We start from the raw sequence: 24,198 nt of genomic DNA, 5'->3' as shown, positions 1-24,198 counted from the left end.
AGTTTCCACATTCCTACAGGCGGTAGAGGGGCAGGAGGTGGGGGACGGGCCGGGCGAATCAGGGGAACGATCACGGCTCAAACCCGTCAGTTCCTTACAGACCCCCAGAAGGAGCCCGGTGTTTTGCTGAATTTAAAGACTGCATTACTGCTCGTCGCGCTGCTGCTATGCGGCAACGGCGCACTGCAAGCCGCGGCCACCGCGCCTGAACCCGAAGCCCCGGCCAAGCCGGAATTGCTGGTGGAGGGTGGCCTGCTCGGGGCCATCAGCTCCAGCATCGATGATGTGCAACAGAAGCTGGACCTCAACCAGAATTTCATCGACGAGTGGCGCCTGCGTGCCGACCGGGCCGCGAATGAAGTCGGGCGTCTGGTCGACCAGACGGCGGCGCGCTCGCCATGGAGCGTGGCCGGCGATTTTCTGTTGCTGTCGGCCGTGTGGATCGGTGCCTTTGCGGTGCTGACGCTGGTGGGTCGCCTTATCGTGCGGCGCTTGGGCCTGCGAGGTTTTTTCCAGCGCCGGGCGCGCCTGCTGGCGGTGCTGGGGTATGTGGTGCCCTACACCCTCCCGGCCATTATTTGCCTGCCGCTGACGCTGTATGTCAGCCATTTTTTAGCCACCTCCGTGGGCCGGGCGCTGGCGCTGTGTTTTGCCTACGCCACCAGCAGCGGCATCTTCTCCACCTCGATGCTGCTGTGCGTCATTGTCATGTTCAACCTCGGCCACAAGCGCCCGGCGGTGCGGTTGATCCGCGACTATTGCCCCAAACCGCTGTTCCTGATCGGCTTCCTCGCCGCCCTCAGTGACGCGTTGACCAGCCCGCAGATCGCCCGTCAGCTCGGCGGCAATATCACCAGCAGTATCGCGGTGTTTACCGGGCTGTTCGCGACGGTGATCTTTGGCGTGCTGGTGGTGCGTCTGCGCCGTCCGGTGGCGCACCTGATCCGCAATCGGCCGCTGGCCCAGCGTCTCAGGCATCCGGCGTTGCAGCAGTCATTGCGAGTATTTTCCGGGCTCTGGTACTGGCCGATTCTGCTGATGGTGCTGGTCTCGGCGATCAACCTGATCGGTGCCGGCGACGATAATCAGAAGGCCCTGCGCTGTGCCTTGTTCACCACCATTCTGCTGATCGGCACGGTGTTTCTCAGCACCGTGCTGCAACACCTGTTCAAGTCTCGCAGCCAAGTGGCGATTCAGCGCAGCAGCGCCTACAAGGAGCGCTTCCTCAGCCTGTTGCACGCGATATTGCGCATCGTCATGGCGGTGGCCTTTATCGAAATCCTCGGGCGTATCTGGGGCGTGTCGCTGTTCGAGTTTGCCCAGCGCAACTCGGTGGGCCGGGCAATCAGCGATTCCCTCAGCAGCATCGGCCTCATCCTGCTGATGACTTGGCTGTTCTGGGTGGTGCTCGATACGGCGATTCAGGAAGCGCTCAAACCGCCGGTGAACAAGCGCTCCAGCCGCCAGCCCAGTACCCGTGTGAAAACCATCCTGCCGCTGCTGCGCAACGCGGTGAAAATCATCCTGGTGGTGATTTGTGCCATCACCACCATGGCCAACCTGGGCATCAACGTCGCGCCGCTGCTGGCGGGTGCGGGTGTGGTCGGCCTGGCCATCGGTTTCGGCTCACAGCAATTGGTGCAGGACGTGATCACCGGCCTGTTCATCATTATCGAAGACACCCTGTCGATCGGCGACTGGGTGGTACTCGACTCCGGCCATGCCGGCACGGTCGAGGGCCTGACCATTCGCACCCTGCGCTTGCGCGACGGCAAGGGCTTTGTGCATTCGGTGCCGTTCGGGCAGATCAAGGCGGTCACCAACCAGTCGCGCCAGTTTGCGTATGCGTTCTTCTCGGTGCAGTTCACCTATGACACCGATGTGGACAAAGCCGTGGAGCTGATCCGCGAGGCCGGCCAGTCGATCCGCGACGACGTGTTCCTCAAGTACAACCTGCAAGGGCCTCTGGAGGTGTTCGGCGTCGACAAGATGGACCTCAACGGCGTGGTGCTGACGGCGCAGTTCCGTACCGTGTCGGGTGGGCAGTATGCGGTGAGCCGCGCGTTTAACCAGCGCTTGAAGAAGCTTGTGGATAACTGCGACGACGTGCATTTCGCGCAGACTTATCCACAGCAGGTTGTGTTGCCCAAGCGGGTGGGGCAGGAGCATGAGGTGGAGATGACCGAGCAGCCGCGTGCCGAATGATTGTGGCGGCTGAACCGGCGCTATCGGGGGCAAGCCCCCTCCCACATTTGAACGGTGTTCGCAGATCCAGTGTGGGAGGGGGCTTGCCCCCGATGAGGCCCTCAAACTCACCGCCGCTCACCGCCTGAGCAATTTCTCCTGAATCGCCTGCTGATCCACCTCCAGCAGCACCTGCTGCTTACCCCCCACCATCACCCCCGCCGGCACGCCATCCTTGTACACAATCCGATTGCCACTCACCGCCGGCACTTTGCTTCCCGGCAGCAGTGTGCCGACAAGGTTCAGCGGGTCTGCCCCGCACACTGCGATCAAGCTGCCGTCATGGGGGCGACGCCGTACTTCACGCAGCAACGGGATCGCCTCCGGCAGTGCGAACTGTTCCCCCGCCAGGCCACTGACAAACCGCCCGCCGCGAATCTCGCCCCGCGCTTCGAGGCGGTGGTAGGTGCGCAGCAATTCGCGCCAGCTCGGCAACCAGTCCGCTTCGCGCTCCAGCAGGCGCCAGAACACCACGCCATAGCGGCGCAGCAGGGTCATCGCGACATGCTCCAGCGTCTCGGCCGAATGCGCACCGGGCTCGCCTGGCGCGCGGCGAATCAAGGCCCAGCGCCCTGCATCGTCCATGCCGCCGATAAAGGCGCCGCGTCCACGCCGGCTGCTGCGCGCCTGGCGTTTGCTGGCGGGCGTGGTCAGGGCGCGCAGCCCGGCGAAGCTGTCGGCATTCACCAACCCCGCGCCGACCAGCTCCTGCAACGCGGTTTCCAATTCGCTGCGCAGCAGATGGGCTTCATGCACCAGCTCATCAAAAAACAACGCGCCCTGTTCACGCAGGGCCAAATGGACTTTCTGCGCCTTGGGCGACAGCGTCGTGCTGTCGGTCTGTTCGGTCAGCCCGCTCCACAACGGCACCTGGCTGCGCGGTAACAGCACGATTGGCGTGCTGCGCAAGGCAATGGCGCCGGCTTTGTGGCTCAGGCGCGTCCACACCAGCTTGCCACTGCGGCACAGGTCGTCGAGCCAGGTCGAGGCGTAATCCTTGATACGCGCACTGAGCAGGTCACTGTCCCAGGCCGACGTGGCGGCGGCGTAGCCTTCGAACTGGGCGACTATCTGCGGCAACACCGCGCTGCCCTGGCCGCGCGTGCTGTCGGACAAGTGCTGCCAGTCGAACAGAAAACGCATGAAATCCTGCAGCGCCACCGGTTCGATTTCCCGGCGCAGGCGCTTGACCGTGTAGCGATGAATACGCGCCAGCAGGTGCCGTTCGCACCATTGCTCAGCGCTACAGCCTGGGCTGAAGTGCCCGCGCAGCACGTAGCCTTCCTGCTCCAGCCGCGCCAACCCCTGGGCCACGGTAGCGGGCGGCAGCGCCAGGGGCGCGGCAATCTCGGGCAGCGTCAATGGGCCGAAACCGCCCAGGCGCGCGCGCAGCACTTCCACCAAGGCCTCATCGGATGTCCACGGCTCATCGAAACCGGGCAGCAGCGGCAGGTTGTGCGGGTAGATTGCCTGCAAACAGCTCAAGCGTTCCACGGCCACCCACAGGCCGTTGGGCAACGGATAGGCGCGTCCGGCCTTGTGCAAAGCCCGCAACCACTTGGCCCATTCTGGCGTGACCTCCTGCTCTGCAATACAGGCCAGGCTCATCAGCGCTTCGTGCATTTCATCCGGCCCCTGGGGCGCGGGCCAGGCCTCCTCGCGTACCCCGGCGATCGCCTCGGCATCCAGTGCGCCGAGGTCGTCGGTACTCTGCGGGTCGCTCCAGCGGCGGTTGAGCACCGCCTGGGTGCGGCGTTCTTCCAGTGGCGCGTCATCGAGAAAGGTGTAGGGGCGCGCGCTGAGAATTTCGGCGGCCATCGGCGAGGGTGCGGGTAGGTCGCGGCTGACCATGCGCACGTCGCCTGCTTCCATGCGTCGCAACAGGGCCAGCCAGCCTTCGCTGTCCATGGCTTCGTGCAGGCAGTCATCGAGGGTTTGTTCCACCAGCGGGTGGTCGGGCACTTCGCGTTCGCCGGCGAGGTTTTCCAGGCAGGCAATCTGGTCGGGAAACACACTGGCGATCAGGTCTTCGCTTTTCATGCGCTGGATCTGCGGCGCCACCTTGCGCCCGCCGGTGTAGCGCGGCAATGCCAGGGCCACACCGGCGTTCCAGCGCCAGCGCACGCCGAACAGCGGCGCATCCAGCACGGCCTGGATCAGCAGGTGTTCGGCGCTGTTGCTGTTGAGGTAGCGCCACACGTCATCCAGCGCAAAGCTGTGGCTGGTGGACAGCGACAGCACAATCGCATTTTCGCTGGCCGCCGCTTGCAGCTCGAAGTTGAAGGTGCGGCAAAAGCGTTTGCGCAGGGCCAGGCCCCAGGCGCGGTTGATGCGGCTGCCAAAGGGCGTGTGGATGATCAACTGGGTGCCGCCGGACGCGTCGAAAAACCGCTCCATGATCAAGGTGTCCTGCGACGGCAAGGCGCTGAGGGCCAGGCGCGTGCGGGCCAGGTAATCCAGCAGTTGCTCGGCGCTGGCGCGGCTCAGGCCGAGGGTGTCGGTGAGCCACGCCTGCGCCGGCTGCAGGTCACCGGGGCTGGCGCCGAGCAGGTGATCCAACTGCCCCTGCAAACGGGCCACGGCCGCCGATAACTCGTTGCTGCGCCCCGGCGCTTCGCCCATCCAGAACGGAATGGTCGGCGGCTGACCGTGGGCGTCCTCGACGCGCACCTTGCCGGCGTCCACCCGCAGGATGCGGTAGGACGTATTGCCGAGCTGGAAAATATCGCCGGCGATGCTTTCCACCGCAAAGTCTTCGTTGACGCTGCCGATGTTCAGGCTCTGGGGCTCGAGCAGCACGCTGTAGTCGGCGTTGTCGGGGATGGTGCCGCCGCTGGTCACGGCCGTGAGCCGAGCGCCACGGCGGCCGCGCAGGGTGTGAGTCACGGCGTCCCGATGCAGATAAGCGCTGCGCATGCCCTGGCGGCCGTTGTAGCCGTCGGCGAGCATGTGCAACAGCGCCTGGTAATGGCGCTCGTCCAGCGCGGCATAAGGGGCGGCGCGGCGGATAAGCGTCAGCAGGGCAGCTTCCGACCATTCGCGCGCGCTGACTTCGGCGATGATCTGCTGGGCCAGCACGTCCAGCGGCGCCACGGGGATATGCAGGGTGTCGAGCTCGCCACGGCGCACGCAGTCGAGGAGGGCGGCGCATTCGATCAGGTCGTCGCGGGTGGTGGCGAACAGGCGGCCCTTGGGCGTGCCGCCGACCTGGTGCCCGGAGCGTCCGACCCGTTGCAGAAACCCGTTGATCGAGCCGGGCGAGCCGATCTGGCAGACCAGGTCCACATCGCCGATATCAATGCCCAGCTCCAGCGACGCGGTAGCGATCAGCACCTGCAGCGCACCGGCCTTGAGGCGTTGCTCGGCGTCCAGGCGCATTTCCTTGGCCAGGCTGCCGTGGTGGGCGGCCACCGCCGTCTTGCCCAAACGCTCGCTCAGATGCCGCGCCAGGCGTTCGGCCAGGCGCCGGGTGTTCACGAATATCAGCGTGGTGCGGTGTTCGCGTGCCAGCTCGGCGAGGCGGTCGTAGACCAGCTCCCACACATCATTGGCCATCACCGCCGAGAGCGGCACTGGCGGCACTTCGATAGCCAGGTCGCGCGGGCGGGCGTGGCCGATGTCGACAATGGCGCACTCGCGGCCGCTACCGACCAAAAACCGCGACACCGCATCGATAGGCTTTTGCGTGGCCGACAGGCCGATGCGCGTCAGCGCCTCGGCGCACAAGGCTTGCAGGCGCTCCAGGCTTAACGCCAGGTGGCTGCCGCGCTTGCCGGCGGCAATCGCGTGGATCTCATCGACGATCACCGTGCGCGTGCTGGCGAGCATCTGCCTGCCCGAGTCCGAGCCCAGCAGCACATACAGCGATTCCGGGGTGGTGACCAGGATGTGCGGCGCACGCTTGCGCATCTGCGCGCGGTCTTTTTGCGGAGTGTCGCCGGTGCGCACTGCGGTGCGGATCACCAACGGCGGCAGGCCGGATTTTTCAAGATGCTCGGTGATGCCGGCCAGCGGGTTTTGCAGGTTGAGTTGAATGTCGTTGGACAGCGCCTTGAGCGGCGAAATGTAGACCACCAGGGTTTCATCGGGCAGTTGGCCGCCGTTGGCCAGACCCTGGTGGACCAGGTCGTCCAGCACCGCGAGAAAGGCAGTCAGGGTCTTGCCCGAACCGGTCGGCGCGGCGATCAGCGTCGAGCGGCGTTGACGGATCAGCGGCCACGCCCGCGCCTGCGCGTCGGTCACCGAGGGGAAGGTGTTGCGAAACCAGGTACTGACGGCGGGGTGGAAGCCGTCCAATGCCTCGTCTGTTGAGTCGGGAAGGTTCATGTAGTGATTGATACCCGCCGCTCCAACAAGTTGCAAACACCTACTTTGTCCGTGACGGTTGCGCTACAAACCCGCAAAATGCAACGATTCTGGAATAAACCTACGGCAAGGCTCACGCGCCTGCCGACAACAACCATCGTTCCAAACAGACCGGGCCTGCTCAATCTATGCGAATGCGCCTTATGTTACTGGGCGGCGGGAATGCCCTCGGGCAGGCGCTGATTCGCCTCGGTGCAGAGGAAGACATCGGTTTCCTCGCCCCCAAACCCCCCCAAGACGGCTGGGATGCCGCGAGCCTCACCCAATTGCTCGACGACACTCGTCCCGATGCTTTGATCAACCTCGCCTACTATTTCGACTGGTTCCAGGCCGAAGCCGTCAGCGAAACCCGCCTGGCTTCCCAGGAATTCGCCATCGAACGCCTGGCCGAACTGTGCCAGCACCACAGCATTACCCTGGTGCAACCGTCCAGCTACCGCGTGTTCGACGGTTCACGTGCCACCGCCTACAGCGAAAAGGACGAGCCGGTGCCCCTGGGCCTGCGCGGCCAGGCGTTGTGGCGTATCGAGCAAAGCGTACGCGCCACCTGCCCGCAGCATGTGCTGCTGCGGTTTGGCTGGCTGCTGGATGACAGCGTCGACGGTACCCTCGGGCGCTTCCTGGCCCGGGCCGAACAGCCGGATGAGTTGTTGATGGCTGACGACCGTCGCGGCAACCCGACGCCGGTGGACGATGCGGCGCGGGTGATTATTTCCGTGCTCAAGCAACTCGATTGCGCCGCGCCGCTGTGGGGCACCTACCACTACGCCGGTCACGAGGCGACCACACCGCTGGCGCTGGGCCAGGCGATCATCACCGAAGCCCGCAACTTCCACGCCCTGGTCATCGAGTCGCCCACCGCCCAGGCCCACGCCGCGCGGCCGGATGCGGCGGACGAGCCACAGCACGCGGTGCTGGCCTGCAAGAAAATCCTGCATACCTTTGGCATCAAGCCACGGGCATGGCGGGCAGGCTTGCCGGCGTTGCTAGACCGGTTCTACCGCCACTTCTGAAAACAACACAGAACCCAATGTGGGAGGGGGCTTGCCCCCGATAGCAGAGTGTCAGTCAAAGATTTATTGACTGGTCCACCGCCATCGTGGGCAAGCCCCCTCCCACATTGTTATGCCGTGTTATTTAGAACTTGTAGCCAATACCCACCATGTAGACCATCGGGTCGACATCCACATTGACCTTGGCCCGAGTGCCCTGGCCCAAGGCGTTGTTATCCACAGTCGCCTTGGTGCTGATGTCGATGTAGCGCGCCTGGGCGTTGATCATCCATTTGTCGTTGATCATATAGTCGGCGCCGATCTGCGCGGCCCAGCCCCAGGAGTTCTCGGCCTTGAAGTTGCTGAAGCCGGCTTGCTCGGCGCGGCTGCCGACGTGCTCGTCGTAGATCCAGGTGTAGTTGATACCGGCGCCCACATAGGGTTGAAACGCGGACTGGTGGTCCAGCGGGTAGTACACGACGCTCAGGGTCGGCGGCAAGTGTTTGAGTGTGCCGAGCTTGCCGTTGGCGGCGCCGAGGGCGGTGTTCTTGATCTTTACATCGTGCTCGAACGGCGTGGCGGCCAGCAGTTCGATACCGACGTGATCGGTGATCATGTAGGCGAAGTTCAAGCCCAGTTGGGTGTCGCTGCTCATGGTCGCCTTGCCGCCCAGGTTGGCGCCGGCCAATGGGCCCTGGTCAACCTTGACGCTGCTGCTGTCGGCCTTCGGGTTCACGGTGATTGCACCGGCGCGAACCAGAATGTCGCCCGCCTGGTGGGCGTGAGCGACAGGGACGACGAGGGCGAGCGCGAAGAGGGACGCGCCGAGCAGAGACTTGTTCATGGGAGCTCCAAAAGGACGTTAAAAGTTGTACGTCCAATGGTAAAGATCGTTCCGCACGATCTTTTGACTCAGCTCAATGAAAGGCTAACCACGCCGCAAAAAACTGTGGGAGGGGGCTTGCTCCCGATAGCAGAGTGTCAGTCAAAGATTTATTGACTGGTCCACCGCTATCGGGGGCAAGCCCCCTCCCACATTTGATCTTCGGTGTGTTCGCAGGCGGTGATTATTCTTCCAGCTCGTACATGTAGATCTTTTCGGCATCCATCTGGTAACCGGCGTCAGCCAACTCACTGGACGACGGCTTGACCTGCATCGCGCCTTCGATCCAGTACGGCTGGTACAGCTCGTCGAGTTTCACCCCGACTTCGCTTTTCACATGCACGATCTGGTTCGACGGCGGTGGCGGCACATGGATGCACGCGCCGAAATACGGCACCAGCAGGAACTCGGTGGTGCGGCCCTCTTCGCTCACTTCCAGCGGCACGATGTACCCCGGCAAACGAATGTGCCGGCCGTTGAGGCTCTGCACCACCGGCGCGTTGGGCAAGTCCTGTTTGGCGGCGGGCGCGGCCTCGACGGACAAGGCATCGGCCATGTTCGACAGGTCGTGCAGCGGTTTCATATTGGGCACTTCCGGTGGCGCATCCGGTGGGATCATTTCCTGCCACGACAAATCCCGGGGCTGCTCCTCGGCCCAGGCAGGTACGGCCACCAGCAGCAACAGGGCAAACAGGGCACGACGCATCGACAGCTTCCTCATAAACGAATGGACAGGCCATCGGCCAACGACTGGCGATAGGCACGCCAGGCCGGCACGCTGCCCATCAACAGTGCCGCCGCCAGGATACCGGCGAGCAACGTCCATTCATATTCGCTCGGCCATGCCATCGGCAGGTCCAGCCCGTAGTTGGCCTGCAAATAACCGCGCGATGCGCCGATGCACAGGTACAGCAAACCAAGACCTGCCACCACGCCGGACAGGGCCAGCGCGAAGGCCTCGAAAATCAAAAGCGTGGCGATATGCCACGGGCGTGCGCCCACCGAGCGCAGGATCGCCATCTCGCGGCGGCGTTCGTTGAGGCTGGTGAGGATCGCCGTGAGCATGCCGATCAACCCGGTCAGCACCACGAACAACGAGATCACGAACAAGGCTTTCTCGGCCGTGCCCATCATGCTCCACAGTTCTTGCAACGCCACGCCCGGCAGGATCGCCAGCATCGGCTCGCCACGGAACTCATTGATTTCCCGTTGCAGGGCGAAGGTGGAAATCTTGTTGTTCAAACCGAGCATGAACGCGGTGATGGCTTGCGGGGTCAGGTCCATATTGCGCGCCTGATCGGCGCTGATACGGCCTTTGCCCTGGGCCGGGACACCGTTGTGCCAGTCGATGTGGATCGCCTCCATGCCGCCGAGGCTGATATGCAGCGTGCGGTCTACCGGCGTGCCGGTGCGCTTGAGGATGCCGACCACGGTGAAGGGCTTGTCATCGTGCTTGACCAGGCTGACCACCGCCACGCCATGGGCCAGCACCAGCTTGTCGCCGAGCTTGTAGTGCAGGGCATCGGCGACCTCGGCGCCGAGCACCACTTCGAACGGGTCGGTGGCAAAGGCGCGGCCGCTGGCCAGTTCAAGGTTCTGTTTGCGGCCGTACTGGTAATGCTCGAAGTAGGATTCGTTGGTGCCCATCACCCGGTAACCGCGATGGGAATCGCCGAGGGAAATCGGAATCGCCCATTTCACCTGGGGGTTGGCGGCGAAGTGCTCGTAGCTGTCCCAGCGGATGTTATTGGTGGCGTTGCCGATGCGAAACACCGAGTACAGCAGCAGGTTCACCGAGCCCGAGCGCGCCCCGACGATCAGATCGGTGCCGCTGATGGTACTGGCGAAGCTGTTGCGCGCTTCAACGCGCACGCGCTCCACCGCCAGCAACAGGCAGACGGAAAGCGCGATGGCGAAGGCGGTGAGGATCGCGGTAAAGCGGCGGTTGGCCAGGCTGGCCATGGCCAGACGAAACAAATACATCTCAAACCTCTGCGGGCGTGGCGGCGCGATTGAGTTCGGCCAGCGACAGGTTGCGGTCGAACAGCGGGGCCAGGCTTTGGTCGTGGCTGACAAACAACAGGCTGGCGCCCGCTTCGCGGCATTCGGCGAACAGCAGCTGAATGAATGCTTCGCGGGCGTCGTAGTCGAGGGCCGAGGTGGGCTCGTCGGCGATCACCAGTTCCGGTTGACCGATCAGCGCACGGGCGGCGGCCACCCGTTGTTGCTGGCCGATGGACAGCGCGTCGGCACGGCGCTCGAGCAAGTCCGGGTCGTTCAGACCCAGGTGCGCGAGCAAGGCCGCTGCGGCCTGGTCGACGCTGCCGTGACGCTGGGCCGCGCGCCGGGCCCGCAGCTTGGAAAAGTGACAAGGCAGCTCGACGTTTTCACGTACCGACAAAAACGGCAGCAGGTTGAACTGCTGGAAGATGTAGCCGGTGTGGTCCACACGAAAACGGTCGCGTGCACCGGCAGACAGTTCGGTCAGCTCCTGGCCGAGCAGGCGGATACTGCCTCGGCTGGGTTTGTGCACACCGCCAAGCAACCCGAGCAAGGTGGTTTTGCCACTGCCGCTGGGGCCCTTGAGGAACAGGGTTTGCCCCGGCTCCAGGCGGAACGCGGGGATGTCCAGCAACTGGGGGTGACCGGGCCAGTTGAAGCCCAGGTCGGACAGTTCGATCAATGCAGGGGTCATGTGAACTCAGAACTTCAGGGTGGCTGCAGTGGCGGTCGCGTCAGCACCTTGCTGGCCGCTCGGGCCGATCAGTTGTACCTGAATTTTCCGGGTGGCGGGGAAGGTCTTGAATACTTGGCTCAGATCCAGGTTGCTCAGTGCCTCTGGCTTGGCGCAGGTGAACTGGTAGTGGGCATGGATTTCGCTGTGGTCATGATGATGCTCATGGGCGGCAGCGCCTTTGCCGTCGGTGGCGTGGTCATTGTCATCGTCATCGTCATCGTCATCATCGTGATCGGCTTCGGGCTTGTCACCGAACAGCGGGCTGTTGAGTTCCTGGGTGCTGACGACGCAACCGGCGGCCTTGGGTACGTTGAACAGCGCCAGCGGACTTTCCAGCTGTTTGCGCGCGGCGGCGACTTTGGCTTTGTCGGCGGCACTGGTCGCGACGTGTTCGAAACCCACCAGGTTCATCGCCGGGCTGTCCAGCTCAAGCTCCAGGCTCTGGCCGTCCAGCACTGCATTGAGACGGCCCACACCGTGTTCGTGAGCGCCGAGGCTGCCATGCTCATGATCGTGATCTTCATGGGCGTGAGCGACAGCCAGAGGCAGCAGGGCAAACGGCAAAGCAAGCAGCAGACGGCGCATGACAGGACTCCACAGATGAAAGTTTTGTTATGTGATCTTATAACAATAGTGCCGAGAGTTTGACCGTCCGCTTGGCGTTGCGCAAGCTGCATGGGAGCATGTCCGTCAGAAAAATGCGGGAGTAAAGACGATGTTGCGAATTCGTGGAACCGTCGGCGACCTGCCGGTGGACTTGACCCTGGAACTGGACGACGGCGATTGGGCGCGGCTGGGCGCACACTTGCAGGCCGCCCCGGTGCCGGCCGAGTCGACGGCGGTACCGGTCAGGCAAAGTGAGGATCTATGGCAGAACGCCCAGGATCTGTTGCGCAACGCCGGGCAGCTCAGCGGCCTGGAATTGCTCGATCAACTGGAAGGGTTGGCCGGCGATGCCGCCGCGGGCAAGCGCCTGCTGGTGCGCCTGCGCCACAGCGCCAAAGTGAAAGTGACCAGCGGCGCAGACACGCCGCTGTACACCTGGATCGACGCTTCGTAGGAGCGAGCTCGCTCGCGAAAAACGCATAGGCGCCGCGTTCATTCAGGATGCCCGCGTTATCGTTGACGGCCTTCGCGAGCAAGCTCGCTCCTACAGGGTGAGGGTCAGTACAGCGCGGCAAACAATTTGCGGCGATACACCGTGACCAGCGGGTGATCGTTGCCCAGCAGTTCGAACACCTGCAGCAAGGTCTTGTGTGGCAAGCCTTCGCTGTAGCTGCGATTGCGCACGAACAGCTTGAGCAGGCCTTCCAGGGCGGCGTCGTATTGCTGGCGCGCCAGTTGTTGAATGCTCAACTGATAGGCCGCTTCGTCATCCTGCGGGTTCTGCGCCAGGCGGCTTTTCAGGTCGGCGCTGTCCGGCAGGTCGGCAGCCTGGCGCAGGAAGGTGATTTGCGCCTTGGCCCCGGCGAGGGCGGCCTTGTGCTCATCGCCTTTTACGGCGTCCAGCACGGTTTGGGCTTCATCCAGTTCACCGCGCTCGGCCAGGCAACGCGCGTACAGGATCAGCGCGGCGGCGTTGGTGTTGTCTTCGCCCAGCAGCGCAACCAACATGGCCTCGGCATCGCTGATGCGGCCCTCGGCAAACAACGCTTGTGCCTGCTCCAGCGGATCGGCCGCAGCCGGTGGCGGCATCTGCACATGGGGCTCGAGCATCGCCCGCACCGCCGACTCCGGCTGCGCCCCGGCAAACCCATCCACCGGCTGACCGTCCTTGAACAACACCACCGTCGGCAGGCTCTGGATACCGAAACGCGCAACGATGTCCTGCTCGGCTTCGCAATCGACCTTGGCCAGCAGCAACTCACCGCGATAACTCTCGGCAATCTGCGCCAGCATCGGCATCAGCGCCTTGCACGGCGCGCACCACTCGGCCCAGAAGTCCACCAGCACAGGTTTTTCGAAAGAGTTCTGAATCACTGCCTGCTCGAAGTTGGCGGCAGTGACGTCGAAGATGTACGGCGTGGGCTCACTCATGAGGCGTCTCGAATAAAGCGGGAATGGGGGCAACTATAAGGGCTGGCGCTGGCTATCGGAAGCCGTATGGGGATTAGTGTTCAGGCGCATGCCAAAACGGATCGAGGTACCAGTCTTGAGGAAAACCCATTGCTTTGAGACTGACCTCGGGAAATTCACGGATAAGCACATGCAGGCTGTGGCCCCAGGGAGTCTGTGGACTCACTTGGCGCATCAGATGATTGAGCATGCAAAGAACCGCGAACATTCGACTATGTGGCCCTGGTTCAAGCAAATGTCCGGGCCATGCAAAGGTGGCCTTCCTGGGTAATTCGGGTCGAACACCCAATTGCCGGTTCCACATTCGCGAATGGTGGGCGCACATATTTCGGATGGTGGTCAGCGTGTGCAGCCAGGACTGCATCAGTGGCGCCGGGAGCAGCAAGCGCTTGGCGACGGCTTTTTTATCGGCGTCCCTGGCCAAGCCTTTGTACAGGTGGGACAGGTCCCCCAGCGTAAGTTCTTCGAGCATCGCCCAGCCAGGCATCAGCGTTGGGTGGTCATAGGTCGCGGGGTAATGGCGGGCGTAGCTCTCTTTTGACCGTTGGCGTTTGAGCAGCGCCTTTCTCGCATCGCTCGCGTGCGACCTGTCGATCCGGTCACATTCGCGCATGTACTCACGCGTTGCCGTGTCTTGTTTGCCGCAGAGTGTTGTCAGCAGGCGCTGATGATCAAAGGTGGGGTGAAACAGCAGCGGGTTGGTATACCAATGACTGCCATGCGTGGGTCCCATGTGGTTGCTGATAACGCAACGCGAGGCAATTTCGACGCGTTCGATGGCATCCATAGTCAGTAAACGAAGCCGCCGGTCGAAGTCGTAAAGGCGGGTCAACTGACCAAACTGGCTGCCTTCACGAAAGCGATGATCGATATCTTCCGGCTGCTGGAAGGGTCGCATATAAGGGCTAAGTCGAAAGAAACTGACGGCCTGCAGGAAGCGCTCAGCGCGAGCTTCATTGTGAATGATCAGTCCGCGTAGCTTGAGCAGTTCCAGTTGAGCGGGAACATCTATGGCTGGCTTGCTGAATGACCTCATGCCCCAAAAGCGCCGGGCATAAAAAACCCGCACAATTTGTGCTTGGTTACTGAAGTAACCAGAGGCATGGCGGGTGTATTAGCGCAAAGGTTAGGCAGATGCCCAGCGTTTGGCAAGGCCTGCGCTTCGTTGGACATCAGTGAGTTTGAATACGAAGACATTGCAGTCGATTGCCAGAGCTGCGGGCGAGGACTGGCATTTTCCATACCGCGGCTTTTCTTGTCTCAATCAATATATTGCCGGGAATTTGTAACGTGGACGGTTATCGCCGCGAATGGTACAGGCTCACCTTGCGAAACTCCCACGGCTCGGCCAGGTCCGGCAGGGTCAGCGCCTCGAGGATGTCCAGCCGCTGATAATCCGGATGATGGAAGTCGCGCACCCGCGAGTCCGCCACCAGCGCTTCGCGGGCTCGGGTCAGGAACTGATCCAGCAGTGGCAGGTTGGCGCGATCGTAAAGCACGTCGGCCACCAGGATCAGGTCGAAACGATCGGCCTCTGCAAAGAAGTCGGTTGAATAACCCAGCTGCACGTCGTTGAGTTCGGCATTTGCCCGGCAAGCCGCCAGTGCCAGCGGATCAAGGTCGCACGCCACCACCTCCAAGGCCCCCGCCTTGGCGGCCGCAATCGCGGCCACGCCGGAACCGGCGCCGAAATCCAGCACGCGCTTGCCCGCTACCCACGCCGGGTTCGCCGCCAGATAGCGCGCCAGCGCCAGGCCGCTGGCCCAGCAGAAGCTCCAGTAGGGAGGCTCATGTAGGATGCGCCGGGTTTCTTCCTGGCTGAAGGCACGGTCCATATTGTCGGCGTCGAGCAACCACAACCACAGCTCGGTGCCCGGCAGCGGGCAGGGCACCAGGTGTGCGTCGCCAATCAGTTCGCTCAGGGCGCGTTGCAGGTGCAGCGGTGGTGTCATGGCGCCTTGACGAGTTGCAGGGGACCGGTGGTCTGGGTAATCGCCTGGGTAATGCGCACGGCGGGCAGGTGCAGGATCAACTGGCCGGACTGGCTGGCGCGACCGCGCAATTCAACTCGCGCACCGGCCGGGAACGCTTCGGGGTTGAAGCGCAGGCGAAAGGCCAGGGGCTTGCCGTTGCCGGTCAATACGCTGCTGGCGAGCAGTTGCTGCGGGCGCGAGCGCTCGTCGATCACCAGCAGCGCCAACTCGACTTCGGCGCCGGCCGGCACATTGGTCAGGTTGCCGCTGATTTCCCGCTGGTAGGCGGGCAGGGGGCCGAGGTCTTCGATGCCGGGGACTTTTTTCTCTTGTGCCGGCGTTGGCTGAGGTGCGGCCGGCTTGGGGGCTTCGCTGCTGCAGGCGACCAGAAAACTGAACAGGCTGAGTAGAACGAGTGGTCGTAACTGCATGTACGGCTCCAGAAAGGACAAAATCCGTGGCTTAAAAAATAGAAACATATAAGCCTGCCTATATACCGTAAAGGCTATGGCTTGTCTTGCGACGGGGATGCGCTACCATGGCCCTCCCTATTATTTGTTGCCTGCCAACCATGCACTGTCCCTTCTGCGGTGCCAACGACACCAAGGTCATTGACTCGCGTCTGGTCGCCGAGGGCGATCAAGTGCGTCGCCGGCGCGAATGCCTGGCCTCTGGCTGCGGTGAACGTTTCACCACCTTCGAAACCGCCGAACTGGTATTGCCGCGCCTGATCAAGTCCGACGGCAGCCGCCAGCCCTTCGACGAAGAAAAACTGCGCGCGGGTATGCAGCGCGCCCTGGAAAAACGCCCGGTGAGTGTCGAGCGTCTGGAGGCGGCGCTGGCGCATATTAAGCACAAGCTGCGCGCGACCGGCGAGCGCGAGGTCAAGAGCCTCGTGGTCGGCGAACTGGTGATGGGCGAGCTGCAAAAGCTCGACGAAGTCGCCTATATCCGTTTTGCCTCGGTGTACCGACGCTTCCAGGACCTCAATGAGTTCCGCGAAGAGATCGACCGCCTGGCCCGTGAGCCCTCCAAACAATGACGTCTGAACAGGCAGTCCTCGACGCCCACTACATGGCGCGCGCCCTCGAATTGGCACGCAAGGGCCTGTACACCACCCACCCCAACCCACGGGTAGGCTGCGTGATTGTGCGTGACGGGCAGATTGTCGGCGAAGGCTGGCACGAACGCACCGGCGAGCCCCATGCCGAACCCAACGCCTTGCGCGCCGCCGGTGACAAGGCCCGTGGCGCTACGGTCTACGTCACCCTCGAACCCTGCAGCCACCATGGCCGTACGCCGCCGTGCGCCGATGCGCTGGTGACAGCCGGTGTGGCGCGCGTGGTGGCCGGCATGCAGGACCCCAACCCGGAAGTGGCCGGGCGCGGCATGCAGCGCCTGGCCCAGGCCGGCATCGAGGTTCGCAGCGGCGTGCTGGAAGCTCAAGCGCGTGCGCTGAACCCGGGCTTTCTCAAGCGTATGGAACACGGCCTGCCATTTGTGCGGGTCAAGTTGGCGATGAGCCTGGACGGACGCACCGCGATGGCCAGCGGCGAAAGCCAATGGATTACCGGCCCTGCCGCCCGTGCCGCCGTGCAGCGCCTGCGCGCCGAAGCGAGCGTGGTACTGACCGGCGCCGATACGGTACTGGCCGACGGCGCCCGCCTGACCGTGCGCGCCGCCGAGCTGGGCCTGGATGCAGAAACCACCGCCCTGGCCATGTCGCGCCCGCCGTTGCGCGTGTTGATCGACGGCCGTCTGCGGGTGCCGCTCGATGCGCCGTTCTTCAAGGCGGGCCCGGCTTTGGTCATCACCTGCGTAACCCCGGAAAACCAGTTCCCCCGTGGCCCCGAGTGCCTGGTGGTACCGGGTGTGGAGGGCCAGGTCGACCTGCGATCGGCGCTGGTGGCGCTTGCCAACCGTGGCGTCAACGAAGTGCTGGTGGAAGCCGGCCCGAGCCTGGCGGGCGCGTTTGCCCAGCAGGGGCTGGTCGACGAGTACGTGATTTTCGTCGCCGGCAAGTTCCTCGGTTCCGCTGCCCGACCCTTGCTGGACTGGCCGCTTGAGAAGCTGGCCGACGCTCCCCACCTCAAGATCACTGACATGCGTGCCGTGGGCGACGACTGGCGAGTCACTGCCATTCCCGTGCCTGCGGCGAGCGTATAATTCCCGGCCCGCGCTTGAGCGTCAGGCCCCCGTTTTCAGGAGAACGACATGTTCACCGGCATTATCGAGTCCATCGGCAGCATCCGTGCAATGACCCCCAAAGGCGGCGATATTCGCCTGCTGGTTGAAACCGGCAAGCTGGATCTGGGCGACGTCAAGCTGGGCGACAGCATCGCCGTCAGCGGTGTGTGCCTGACCGTCGTCGAGTTGCCGGGCAACGGCTTCGCTGCCGATGTGAGCCGCGAGACCCTGGACTGCACCGCGATGAACGATCTTGCGGCCGGCAGCCCGGTCAACCTGGAAAAAGCCCTGACGCCGACCACGCGCCTGGGCGGCCACTTGGTCAGCGGGCATGTCGACGGCGTCGGCGAAGTCGTGGCCCGCAGCGAGAACGCGCGCGCCGTGGAGTTTCGTATCCGCGCGCCGAAAGAGCTGGCCAAGTACATCGCCCATAAAGGCTCGATCACCGTCGACGGCACCAGCCTGACCGTGAACGCCGTGAATGGCGCCGAATTCGAACTGACCATCATTCCCCACACCCTCAGCGAAACCATCATGGCCTCCTACCAGCCAGGCCGGCGGGTGAACCTGGAAGTGGACTTGCTTGCCCGTTACCTGGAGCGCCTGCTGCTGGGCGAAAAGGCCGCAGAGCCTGCATCAGGCACCATCACCGAAAGTTTTCTGGCCGCTAACGGCTACCTGAAATCCTGACCAAGGGGGTGCCGCGTGGCGCTCAATAGCATCGAAGAACTGGTTGAAGACATCCGCCAAGGCAAGATGGTCATCCTGATGGATGACGAAGATCGCGAGAACGAAGGCGACATCATCATGGCCGCCGAGGCGTGCAAGGCCGAGCACATCAACTTCATGGCCAAGCACGCCCGTGGGTTGATCTGCATGCCCATGAGCCGTGAACGCTGCGAATTGCTCAAGCTGCCGTTGATGGCGCCGCGTAATGGCTCGGGCTTCGGCACCAAGTTCACCGTATCGATTGAAGCCACCACCGGCGTCACCACCGGCATCTCCGCCGCCGACCGTGCGCGCACCGTGCAGGCCGCTGCTGCGAAAGACGCCAAGGCCGAAGACATCGTCAGCCCCGGCCACATCTTCCCGCTGATGGCCCAGCCGGGCGGCACCCTGGCGCGCGCCGGTCATACCGAAGCTGCCTGCGACCTGGCGCGCATGGCCGGTTTCGAGCCGAGCGGGGTGATCTGCGAGGTGATGAACGACGACGGCACCATGGCCCGTCGCAGTGAACTCGAAGCGTTTGCCGCCGAGCACAACCTCAAGATCGGCACCATTGCCGACCTGATTCACTACCGCATGATCCACGAACGTACCGTTCAGCGGATTGCCGAGCAGCCGCTGGACAGCGAACTGGGCCAGTTCAATCTGGTGACCTACCGTGATTCAGTGGAAGGCGACGTGCACATGGCGCTGACCCTGGGCACCATTTGCGCCGAAGAGCCGACCCTGGTGCGGGTGCACAACATGGACCCGCTGCGCGACCTGCTGATGGTCAAGCAGCCCGGCCGCTGGAGCCTGCGCGCGGCCATGGCTGCGGTTTCCGAGGCGGGCAGTGGCGTGGTGCTGTTGCTTGGCCACCCGCTGGATGGCGATGTACTGCTGGCGCATATCCGCGAAACGGCCGACCACGTGCCGGTGAAAAAACCGACCACCTACAGCATCGTCGGCGCCGGTTCGCAGATCCTGCGCGACCTCGGTGTGCGCAAAATGCGCTTGATGAGCGCACCGATGAAATTTAATGCGATATCCGGTTTCGATCTGGAAGTTGTAGAATACGTGCCCTCCGAATAAAGGCCGGCGATTGCTGCCCCTTGTTCGCGGTTAAATCATCACTGAGGGACGCACTTTTCGCGTCCCGGCTCTTTAAGAGATTTGTCGAATGACCCTGAAGACCATCGAAGGTACCTTCATCGCCCCCAAAGGCCGCTATGCCCTGGTGGTTGGCCGCTTCAACAGCTTCGTGGTTGAAAGCCTGGTAAGCGGTGCCGTTGACGCCCTGGTTCGCCACGGTGTGAGCGAGAGCGACATCACCATTATCCGTGCCCCTGGCGCCTTCGAAATTCCACTGGTTGCGCAAAAGGTTGCCCAGCAGGGTGAATACGCGGCAATCATCGCCCTGGGCGCGGTCATTCGTGGCGGTACCCCGCACTTCGAATACGTGGCCGGCGAATGCACCAAGGGCCTGGCCCAGGTGTCCATGGAGTTCGGCGTGCCCGTCGCTTTCGGCGTGCTGACCGTTGACTCCATCGAGCAAGCCATCGAGCGCTCCGGCACCAAGGCCGGTAACAAAGGCGCTGAAGCTGCCCTGTCCGCCCTGGAAATGGTCAGCCTGCTGTCGCAGTTGGAGGCCAAGTGATTTCCGACGAAAGCGATCGTTTCAACCCACGCGACGAGCGTCCAGCCGACGCCGGCAAGCCTTCGAAAAGCGAAAAGCGTCGTGCTGCGCGCCAACTGGCCACCCAGGCGCTGTACCAGCGCCACATGGCCGGCACTGCGCTGAACGAAATCGAAGCGCAATTTCGCGTCGATAACGATTTCACCTTCGCCGACCAGAGCTACTTCCACGACATCCTGCACGGTGTTCCGGCCAACCTGGACGAGATCGACAAGGCCTTGGCGCCCTGCCTGGACCTGACCCTCGAAGAGCTGGACCCGGTTGAACTGGCCGTGCTGCGCCTGTCCACCTGGGAACTGCTCAAGCGCGTCGACGTGCCGTACCGCGTGGTGATCAACGAAGGCATCGAACTGGCGAAAGTCTACGGTTCGACCGACGGCCACAAGTTCGTCAATGGCGTGCTCGACAAGCTGGCCCCGCGCCTGCGGGAAGCCGAAGTGAAGGAACACAAGCGCTAAGTCGCGCTTGGGGCCTTGATGGGTGAGTTCGAGCTGATCCGCAACTATTTCGCCGCCGCGCCCTGCGCGCAAGGCGGCGAAGGCATTGCCCTGGGGATCGGCGACGACTGCGCCTTGCTGGCGCTCCCCGCCGGGGAGCAACTGGCAGTCTCCACTGACACCTTAGTGGCCGGCGTACACTTTGCCGACCCGTGTGACCCGTTCCTGCTCGGCCAGCGCTCGCTGGCCGTGGCGGTGAGCGACCTGGCTGCCATGGGCGCCCATCCCCTCGCGTTTACCCTCGCCCTGACCACGCCGACCGTCGATGCCGACTGGTTGCAACGCTATGCCCAGGGTTTGAACGCCATGGCGCAACGCTGCGGCGTGGGCCTGGTGGGCGGCGATACCACGCGCGGGCCGCTGAGCCTGACCTTGACCGTGTTCGGACGCGTGCCCGCCGGGCTGGCCTTGACGCGCGGCGGTGCACGGCCCGGTGATCTGCTGTGTGTCGGTGGCGAATTGGGCAACGCGGCCGGGGCCTTGCCGCTGGTGTTGGGCCAGCGCAGCGCGCAGGCGGCCATCGCAGAACCGCTGCTCGCCCACTACTGGTCACCGCAACCACAACTGGCCCTGGGGCTGGCGCTGCGTGGCAAAGCGACGTCAGCCATGGATATCTCCGACGGGCTGCTGGCCGATTGCGGGCATATCGCCAGGGCATCGGCTGTCAGCCTGTTGATCGAGCGCGACACCTTGCCGTTGTCGGCGGCGTTGCTGGCGTTTGTCGGTCGCGACGAGGCGCACGTAGCCGCGTTGAGCGGCGGCGATGACTATGTGTTGGTGTTCACCTTGCCGCCGGCCGAACTGGCGCCGTTGCGGGCGGGCGGCTGGCCGGTCCATGTAATCGGTCGGGTCCAAGCGGGGCAGGGCGTGACACTGCTCGACGCCAACGGACAAGACATCACTCCGGCCGTGCACGGCTATCAGCATTTTCATCAGCTGCCGTAGTCGGCGCTGCTGCGTTACCCTTCATATGAATATCTCCACGTAGGAAGTCATCCTTATGAGTGTGCGCTGCTGGCTGCTGATCATGCTGTGCGTCATGACCCCTGCGCTTGAGGCGGACGAAGCCCGGTTGCCCGGCAAGATCGTCCTGGCCAGCGAGGAGTGGAGCAACTACACCAACAGGGATGGCAGCGGCCTGGCCTGGGACGTGTTACGCCAGGTGTTCGAACCGGCCGGCGTCGCCCTGCAAGTCCGCAGCGCGCCCTATACCCGCTCGGTCGGCCTGGCCCAGCGTGGCGAGGTGGACGGTTGGGTCGGTTCCTACCGCGACGAAGCCGAGCACGTGCTTTATCCGCACTGGCACTTTGACTCCGATCATATCTACGCCCTCGGTCTGGCAACGATGCCCACGCCGAGCCTGGCGACGCTCGGTGATTACCGCCTGGCCTGGGTGCGTGGCTACAAATACGAGAAATACCTGCCGAACGTGCGTCGGTTCAACCAGGTCGAGCGCCGCGACGGTATCCTGTCGATGCTGCAGCATGGCCATGCAGACCTCTACATCGAGTCGCTCACCGAAGCCGAGTATGTGCTCAGTCAAGCCGACGATCCGTCGCGGTTCACACTCACCCACCTCACGGAACTGCCGCTCTACGTGGGCTTTGCCGATAACGAACGTGGGCGTGCACTGAGAACCTTGTACGACCAGCGCATGGCCGTGCTGGTGAAAACCGGCGACTTGAAGCCGATTTTTCAACGCTGGAAGCAGCCGTATCCGTTCTGACCTGCATAGAACCAAGCCGAAGGCCAATCGAACCTATTGATCTTTATCAGCGATCATTCAGCTTAAGCGTCTGTAGGAACAGGCTGTTACAATGGCCGCCTCTGTGAAATCTGAAATCAGGAGCACACGGTGCCCGTCGTTTTCGTCGCCGCTTCCAAGCTGCCTACTCCCTTTGCCACGTTCACCATGCATGGCTTTCTCGAAGAAGCCACCGGGCGCGAGCACGTTGTGCTCAGCCTGGGCGATATCGCTGATGGTGCGCCGGTGCTGGGCCGCGTGCATTCCGAATGCCTGACCGGCGACGCGCTGTTCAGCCAGCGCTGCGACTGCGGTTCGCAATTGGAAGCTGCGCTGCAGGCTATCGCTCGCGAGGGCCGTGGCGTGCTGCTGTATTTGCGTCAGGAAGGCCGTGGCATTGGCCTTTTGAACAAGATCCGCGCCTATGAATTGCAGGATGGCGGTGCCGACACCGTGGAAGCCAACGAGCGCCTGGGCTTCGCTGCCGACCAGCGTGACTACGCCATCTGCCTGCCGATGCTTGAGCATCTGGGCGTGAAGTCGCTGCGCCTGATGACCAACAACCCGCGCAAGGTCAAAGCCTTGACCGAAATGGGCATCACCGTGGCCGAGCGTGTGCCGCTGCACACCGGGCACAACCCGCACAACAAACTGTACCTGGCCACCAAAGCCAGCAAGCTCGACCACATGATGGGCAACGAGCATCAGGGCGAGGTCGACCGCGCGTGACCCGCGGCCAGGTGAAACGGCGACTGTCCTTCAACTGGTGGCAGTACCTGGCCCTGGCATTGCTCCCGTTGTTTGTGATCAACCTGGTGTTCGGCCGCGCCGAGTCCTTGCTTCCCGTACTGGCCATGCCGTTGTTTATCGCCGGCGTGGCCTCGATGTTTCTCAGCCTGCGTTATTTTCACGGCTATAAACATGCGTTGATCGCCACCTCCAAGGCCCTCGATACTGCCGAAGAACCTGCCGCCTGGATCACCCTGGCGGCGCGTCGACGTACAGCCTTGCTGGTGGCTGCGCTGCCGGCCTGGATCGGTGCGTTGGCGGTGTTCGTCGGTCTGGAAGCGGTGCCGCTGTGCTTGCTGGCGCTGTCGACGACGGTGCTGTTTTACCTCTATCGCATTCCGCGCCAATTGGGATGAAACGCTACTGGCTGGCGTTGTTGCTCGGGTTCAGCGTTCAGGTGTTGGCGGTCGAGCGCGTTGTCAGTCTGGCGCCGTCGCTTTCTGAAATCGTCGTCGAACTGGGCGCTGCCGATCTCTTGGTGGGTGTGCTCGATGGCGGCGAGCGGCCGTCGGCCCTTGCGCAGGTGCCATCGGTCGGGCGTTACGGCCAGTTGGACATGGAGCGCTTGCTCAGCCTCAATCCCGACCTGATCCTGCTCTGGCCCGGCAGCGTCGGCCCGGCTCAGCGCGAGCAATTGCAGCGCCTGAATATCCCGGTGTACGTTGCCGAACCCCATGACCTTGAACAATTGACCCGTCAGGTCCAGGCCATTGCCGAGCAATTGGGGCGTGCCGACGCCGGCCTGGCCTTGGCCGATCAACTGCGCCAGCGCCTCGCCGAACTGCGCCAGCGTTATCGGCGCGCCGAGCCGTTGCGCGTGTTTTACCAGGTTTGGAACCAGCCGCTGTACACCGTGGGCGGCGAGCAGATCATCAGTGATGCGTTGAAGGTGTGCGGGGCGCGCAATGTGTTCGACGACCTCACGCTGCCGGCGCCCCAAGTCAGTATCGAGTCAGTGTTGCAGCGTGATCCGCAGCTGATCCTGGTGGGCGATCAGGCGCAGCGGGAGGCCTGGAAGGTCTGGCCGAGCCTGTTCGAGCGCGTGCGGTTGGTACCGGACAAGGGCCTGGAGCGGCCCAGTGGGCAGATGCTGGAAGCGGTGGCGCGGTTGTGTCAGGTGATTGCGCCTAGCCTCTGACATCGCTATGGCAGGCCAGCTCTCACAGGGGAATGCATTTCAAATGTGGGAGGGGGCTTGCCCCCGATGGCGGCCTCGGGGCCGACCAGGATGCTGGATTGGACCGAGTACATATCCGTTTCTGCGGTAACGGCTGCTATGGGTTCCGCTTTTACAGCGGCTCACTTTTGAA

Annotated in this window: 24 protein-coding genes; 14 read left to right on the top strand and 10 right to left on the bottom strand. The window is 63.3% G+C overall.

The genetic code is table 11. The features are described 5' to 3' along the window. The first annotated feature begins 123 nt into the window (after nucleotides 1-123). A complete protein-coding gene (locus BFP89_RS26535; protein WP_065888402.1) occupies nucleotides 124-2,205 on the top strand; it encodes a mechanosensitive ion channel family protein in 2,082 nt (693 codons plus the stop codon). A 117-nt stretch (nucleotides 2,206-2,322) separates the two neighbouring features. Here BFP89_RS26535 and BFP89_RS26530 read toward each other — a convergent pair whose 3' ends face one another. Continuing rightward, on the bottom strand, nucleotides 2,323-6,570 hold the full coding sequence (locus BFP89_RS26530; RefSeq protein ID WP_065888401.1) for an Lhr family helicase: 4,248 nt from the start codon (nucleotides 6,568-6,570) through the stop codon (nucleotides 2,323-2,325). A gap of 167 nt (nucleotides 6,571-6,737) precedes the next feature. Between BFP89_RS26530 and BFP89_RS26525 the strand changes: the two genes are divergently transcribed. Continuing rightward, nucleotides 6,738-7,622, top strand: a complete 885-nt coding sequence (locus tag BFP89_RS26525) for a sugar nucleotide-binding protein (RefSeq protein ID WP_065888400.1) — start codon at nucleotides 6,738-6,740, stop codon at nucleotides 7,620-7,622. 124 nt (nucleotides 7,623-7,746) lie between these two features. On the opposite strand, the gene BFP89_RS26520 is transcribed toward BFP89_RS26525, so the two are convergent. The 5 genes from BFP89_RS26520 to BFP89_RS26500 form a co-directional block, all read right to left on the bottom strand. Further along, the gene (locus BFP89_RS26520) at nucleotides 7,747-8,445 is read right to left on the bottom strand and encodes an OmpW/AlkL family protein (protein WP_065888399.1); all 699 of its coding nucleotides are present in this window, start codon (nucleotides 8,443-8,445) and stop codon (nucleotides 7,747-7,749) included. Nucleotides 8,446-8,668: 223 nt separating this feature from the next. After that, the gene (locus BFP89_RS26515; RefSeq protein WP_065888398.1) at nucleotides 8,669-9,190 is read right to left on the bottom strand and encodes a DUF3299 domain-containing protein; all 522 of its coding nucleotides are present in this window, start codon (nucleotides 9,188-9,190) and stop codon (nucleotides 8,669-8,671) included. An 11-nt stretch (nucleotides 9,191-9,201) separates the two neighbouring features. Continuing rightward, the gene (locus BFP89_RS26510) at nucleotides 9,202-10,467 is read right to left on the bottom strand and encodes an ABC transporter permease (protein ID WP_065888397.1); all 1,266 of its coding nucleotides are present in this window, start codon (nucleotides 10,465-10,467) and stop codon (nucleotides 9,202-9,204) included. 1 nt (nucleotide 10,468) lies between these two features. After that, nucleotides 10,469-11,179 (bottom strand): ABC transporter ATP-binding protein, encoded by a 711-nt coding sequence (locus BFP89_RS26505; protein ID WP_065888396.1) that lies wholly within the window; start codon nucleotides 11,177-11,179, stop codon nucleotides 10,469-10,471. Between the two features lie 6 nt (nucleotides 11,180-11,185). Continuing rightward, the gene (locus BFP89_RS26500; protein ID WP_065888395.1) at nucleotides 11,186-11,806 is read right to left on the bottom strand and encodes a DUF2796 domain-containing protein; all 621 of its coding nucleotides are present in this window, start codon (nucleotides 11,804-11,806) and stop codon (nucleotides 11,186-11,188) included. A gap of 130 nt (nucleotides 11,807-11,936) precedes the next feature. On the opposite strand from BFP89_RS26500, the gene BFP89_RS26495 reads away from it, so the two are divergent. Further along, entirely contained in the window at nucleotides 11,937-12,281 is a 345-nt protein-coding gene (locus BFP89_RS26495; protein WP_065888394.1) for a hypothetical protein, read from the top strand. A 104-nt stretch (nucleotides 12,282-12,385) separates the two neighbouring features. Here BFP89_RS26495 and trxA read toward each other — a convergent pair whose 3' ends face one another. The 4 genes from trxA to BFP89_RS26475 form a co-directional block, all read right to left on the bottom strand. Continuing rightward, the gene (gene trxA, locus BFP89_RS26490) at nucleotides 12,386-13,258 is read right to left on the bottom strand and encodes a thioredoxin (protein WP_065888393.1); all 873 of its coding nucleotides are present in this window, start codon (nucleotides 13,256-13,258) and stop codon (nucleotides 12,386-12,388) included. Between the two features lie 73 nt (nucleotides 13,259-13,331). Next, nucleotides 13,332-14,333: an Abi family protein gene (locus BFP89_RS26485; protein WP_065888392.1), complete on the bottom strand. Its 1,002-nt coding sequence runs from the start codon at nucleotides 14,331-14,333 to the stop codon at nucleotides 13,332-13,334. A 262-nt stretch (nucleotides 14,334-14,595) separates the two neighbouring features. Continuing rightward, nucleotides 14,596-15,249 (bottom strand): class I SAM-dependent methyltransferase, encoded by a 654-nt coding sequence (locus BFP89_RS26480; protein ID WP_065888391.1) that lies wholly within the window; start codon nucleotides 15,247-15,249, stop codon nucleotides 14,596-14,598. Continuing rightward, nucleotides 15,246-15,701: a YbaY family lipoprotein gene (locus tag BFP89_RS26475; protein ID WP_065888390.1), complete on the bottom strand. Its 456-nt coding sequence runs from the start codon at nucleotides 15,699-15,701 to the stop codon at nucleotides 15,246-15,248. Before BFP89_RS26475 ends, BFP89_RS26480 begins: the two co-directional genes overlap by 4 nt. A 140-nt stretch (nucleotides 15,702-15,841) precedes the next feature. Here BFP89_RS26475 and nrdR point away from each other — a divergent pair, with 140 nt between their 5' ends. From nrdR to BFP89_RS26420, 11 genes are all read left to right on the top strand, one after another. After that, complete coding sequence (gene nrdR / locus BFP89_RS26470; protein ID WP_065888389.1) at nucleotides 15,842-16,312, top strand: transcriptional regulator NrdR; 471 nt, start codon at nucleotides 15,842-15,844, stop codon at nucleotides 16,310-16,312. Then, nucleotides 16,309-17,436, top strand: a complete 1,128-nt coding sequence (ribD, locus tag BFP89_RS26465) for a bifunctional diaminohydroxyphosphoribosylaminopyrimidine deaminase/5-amino-6-(5-phosphoribosylamino)uracil reductase RibD (protein ID WP_065888388.1) — start codon at nucleotides 16,309-16,311, stop codon at nucleotides 17,434-17,436. The genes nrdR and ribD overlap by 4 nt, the downstream gene beginning before the upstream one ends. 48 nt (nucleotides 17,437-17,484) lie before the next feature. Further along, nucleotides 17,485-18,147, top strand: a complete 663-nt coding sequence (locus tag BFP89_RS26460) for a riboflavin synthase (RefSeq protein WP_065888387.1) — start codon at nucleotides 17,485-17,487, stop codon at nucleotides 18,145-18,147. A gap of 15 nt (nucleotides 18,148-18,162) precedes the next feature. Beyond that, nucleotides 18,163-19,254, top strand: coding sequence for a bifunctional 3,4-dihydroxy-2-butanone-4-phosphate synthase/GTP cyclohydrolase II (ribBA, locus tag BFP89_RS26455; RefSeq protein WP_065888386.1), 1,092 nt, complete (start codon nucleotides 18,163-18,165; stop codon nucleotides 19,252-19,254). Between the two features lie 88 nt (nucleotides 19,255-19,342). Beyond that, nucleotides 19,343-19,819: a 6,7-dimethyl-8-ribityllumazine synthase gene (ribE, locus tag BFP89_RS26450; protein WP_003176356.1), complete on the top strand. Its 477-nt coding sequence runs from the start codon at nucleotides 19,343-19,345 to the stop codon at nucleotides 19,817-19,819. Continuing rightward, complete coding sequence (gene nusB / locus BFP89_RS26445; protein WP_065888385.1) at nucleotides 19,816-20,316, top strand: transcription antitermination factor NusB; 501 nt, start codon at nucleotides 19,816-19,818, stop codon at nucleotides 20,314-20,316. The genes ribE and nusB overlap by 4 nt, the downstream gene beginning before the upstream one ends. Nucleotides 20,317-20,334: 18 nt before the next feature. Further along, nucleotides 20,335-21,300 (top strand): thiamine-phosphate kinase, encoded by a 966-nt coding sequence (thiL, locus tag BFP89_RS26440; RefSeq protein ID WP_065888384.1) that lies wholly within the window; start codon nucleotides 20,335-20,337, stop codon nucleotides 21,298-21,300. Between the two features lie 55 nt (nucleotides 21,301-21,355). Further along, entirely contained in the window at nucleotides 21,356-22,081 is a 726-nt protein-coding gene (locus tag BFP89_RS26435; RefSeq protein WP_065888383.1) for a substrate-binding periplasmic protein, read from the top strand. A gap of 129 nt (nucleotides 22,082-22,210) precedes the next feature. Then, nucleotides 22,211-22,828, top strand: coding sequence for a GTP cyclohydrolase II (gene ribA / locus BFP89_RS26430; protein ID WP_057724861.1), 618 nt, complete (start codon nucleotides 22,211-22,213; stop codon nucleotides 22,826-22,828). Further along, nucleotides 22,825-23,244, top strand: coding sequence for a nuclear fragile X mental retardation-interacting protein 1 (locus BFP89_RS26425; RefSeq protein ID WP_065888382.1), 420 nt, complete (start codon nucleotides 22,825-22,827; stop codon nucleotides 23,242-23,244). Before ribA ends, BFP89_RS26425 begins: the two co-directional genes overlap by 4 nt. Continuing rightward, nucleotides 23,241-24,026 carry a cobalamin-binding protein gene (locus BFP89_RS26420; protein ID WP_065888381.1) on the top strand — a complete coding sequence of 262 codons (786 nt, stop codon included), beginning with the start codon at nucleotides 23,241-23,243 and terminating at the stop codon, nucleotides 24,024-24,026. Before BFP89_RS26425 ends, BFP89_RS26420 begins: the two co-directional genes overlap by 4 nt. Nucleotides 24,027-24,198 lie beyond the last annotated feature (172 nt).

Origin of the sequence: Pseudomonas sp. 31 R 17 (assembly GCF_900004915.1) — a bacterium.
In the GTDB taxonomy this organism is placed as follows: Bacteria; Pseudomonadota; Gammaproteobacteria; order Pseudomonadales; family Pseudomonadaceae; genus Aquipseudomonas; species Aquipseudomonas orientalis_A.
This window is presented reverse-complemented; position numbering and strand designations above follow the sequence as displayed.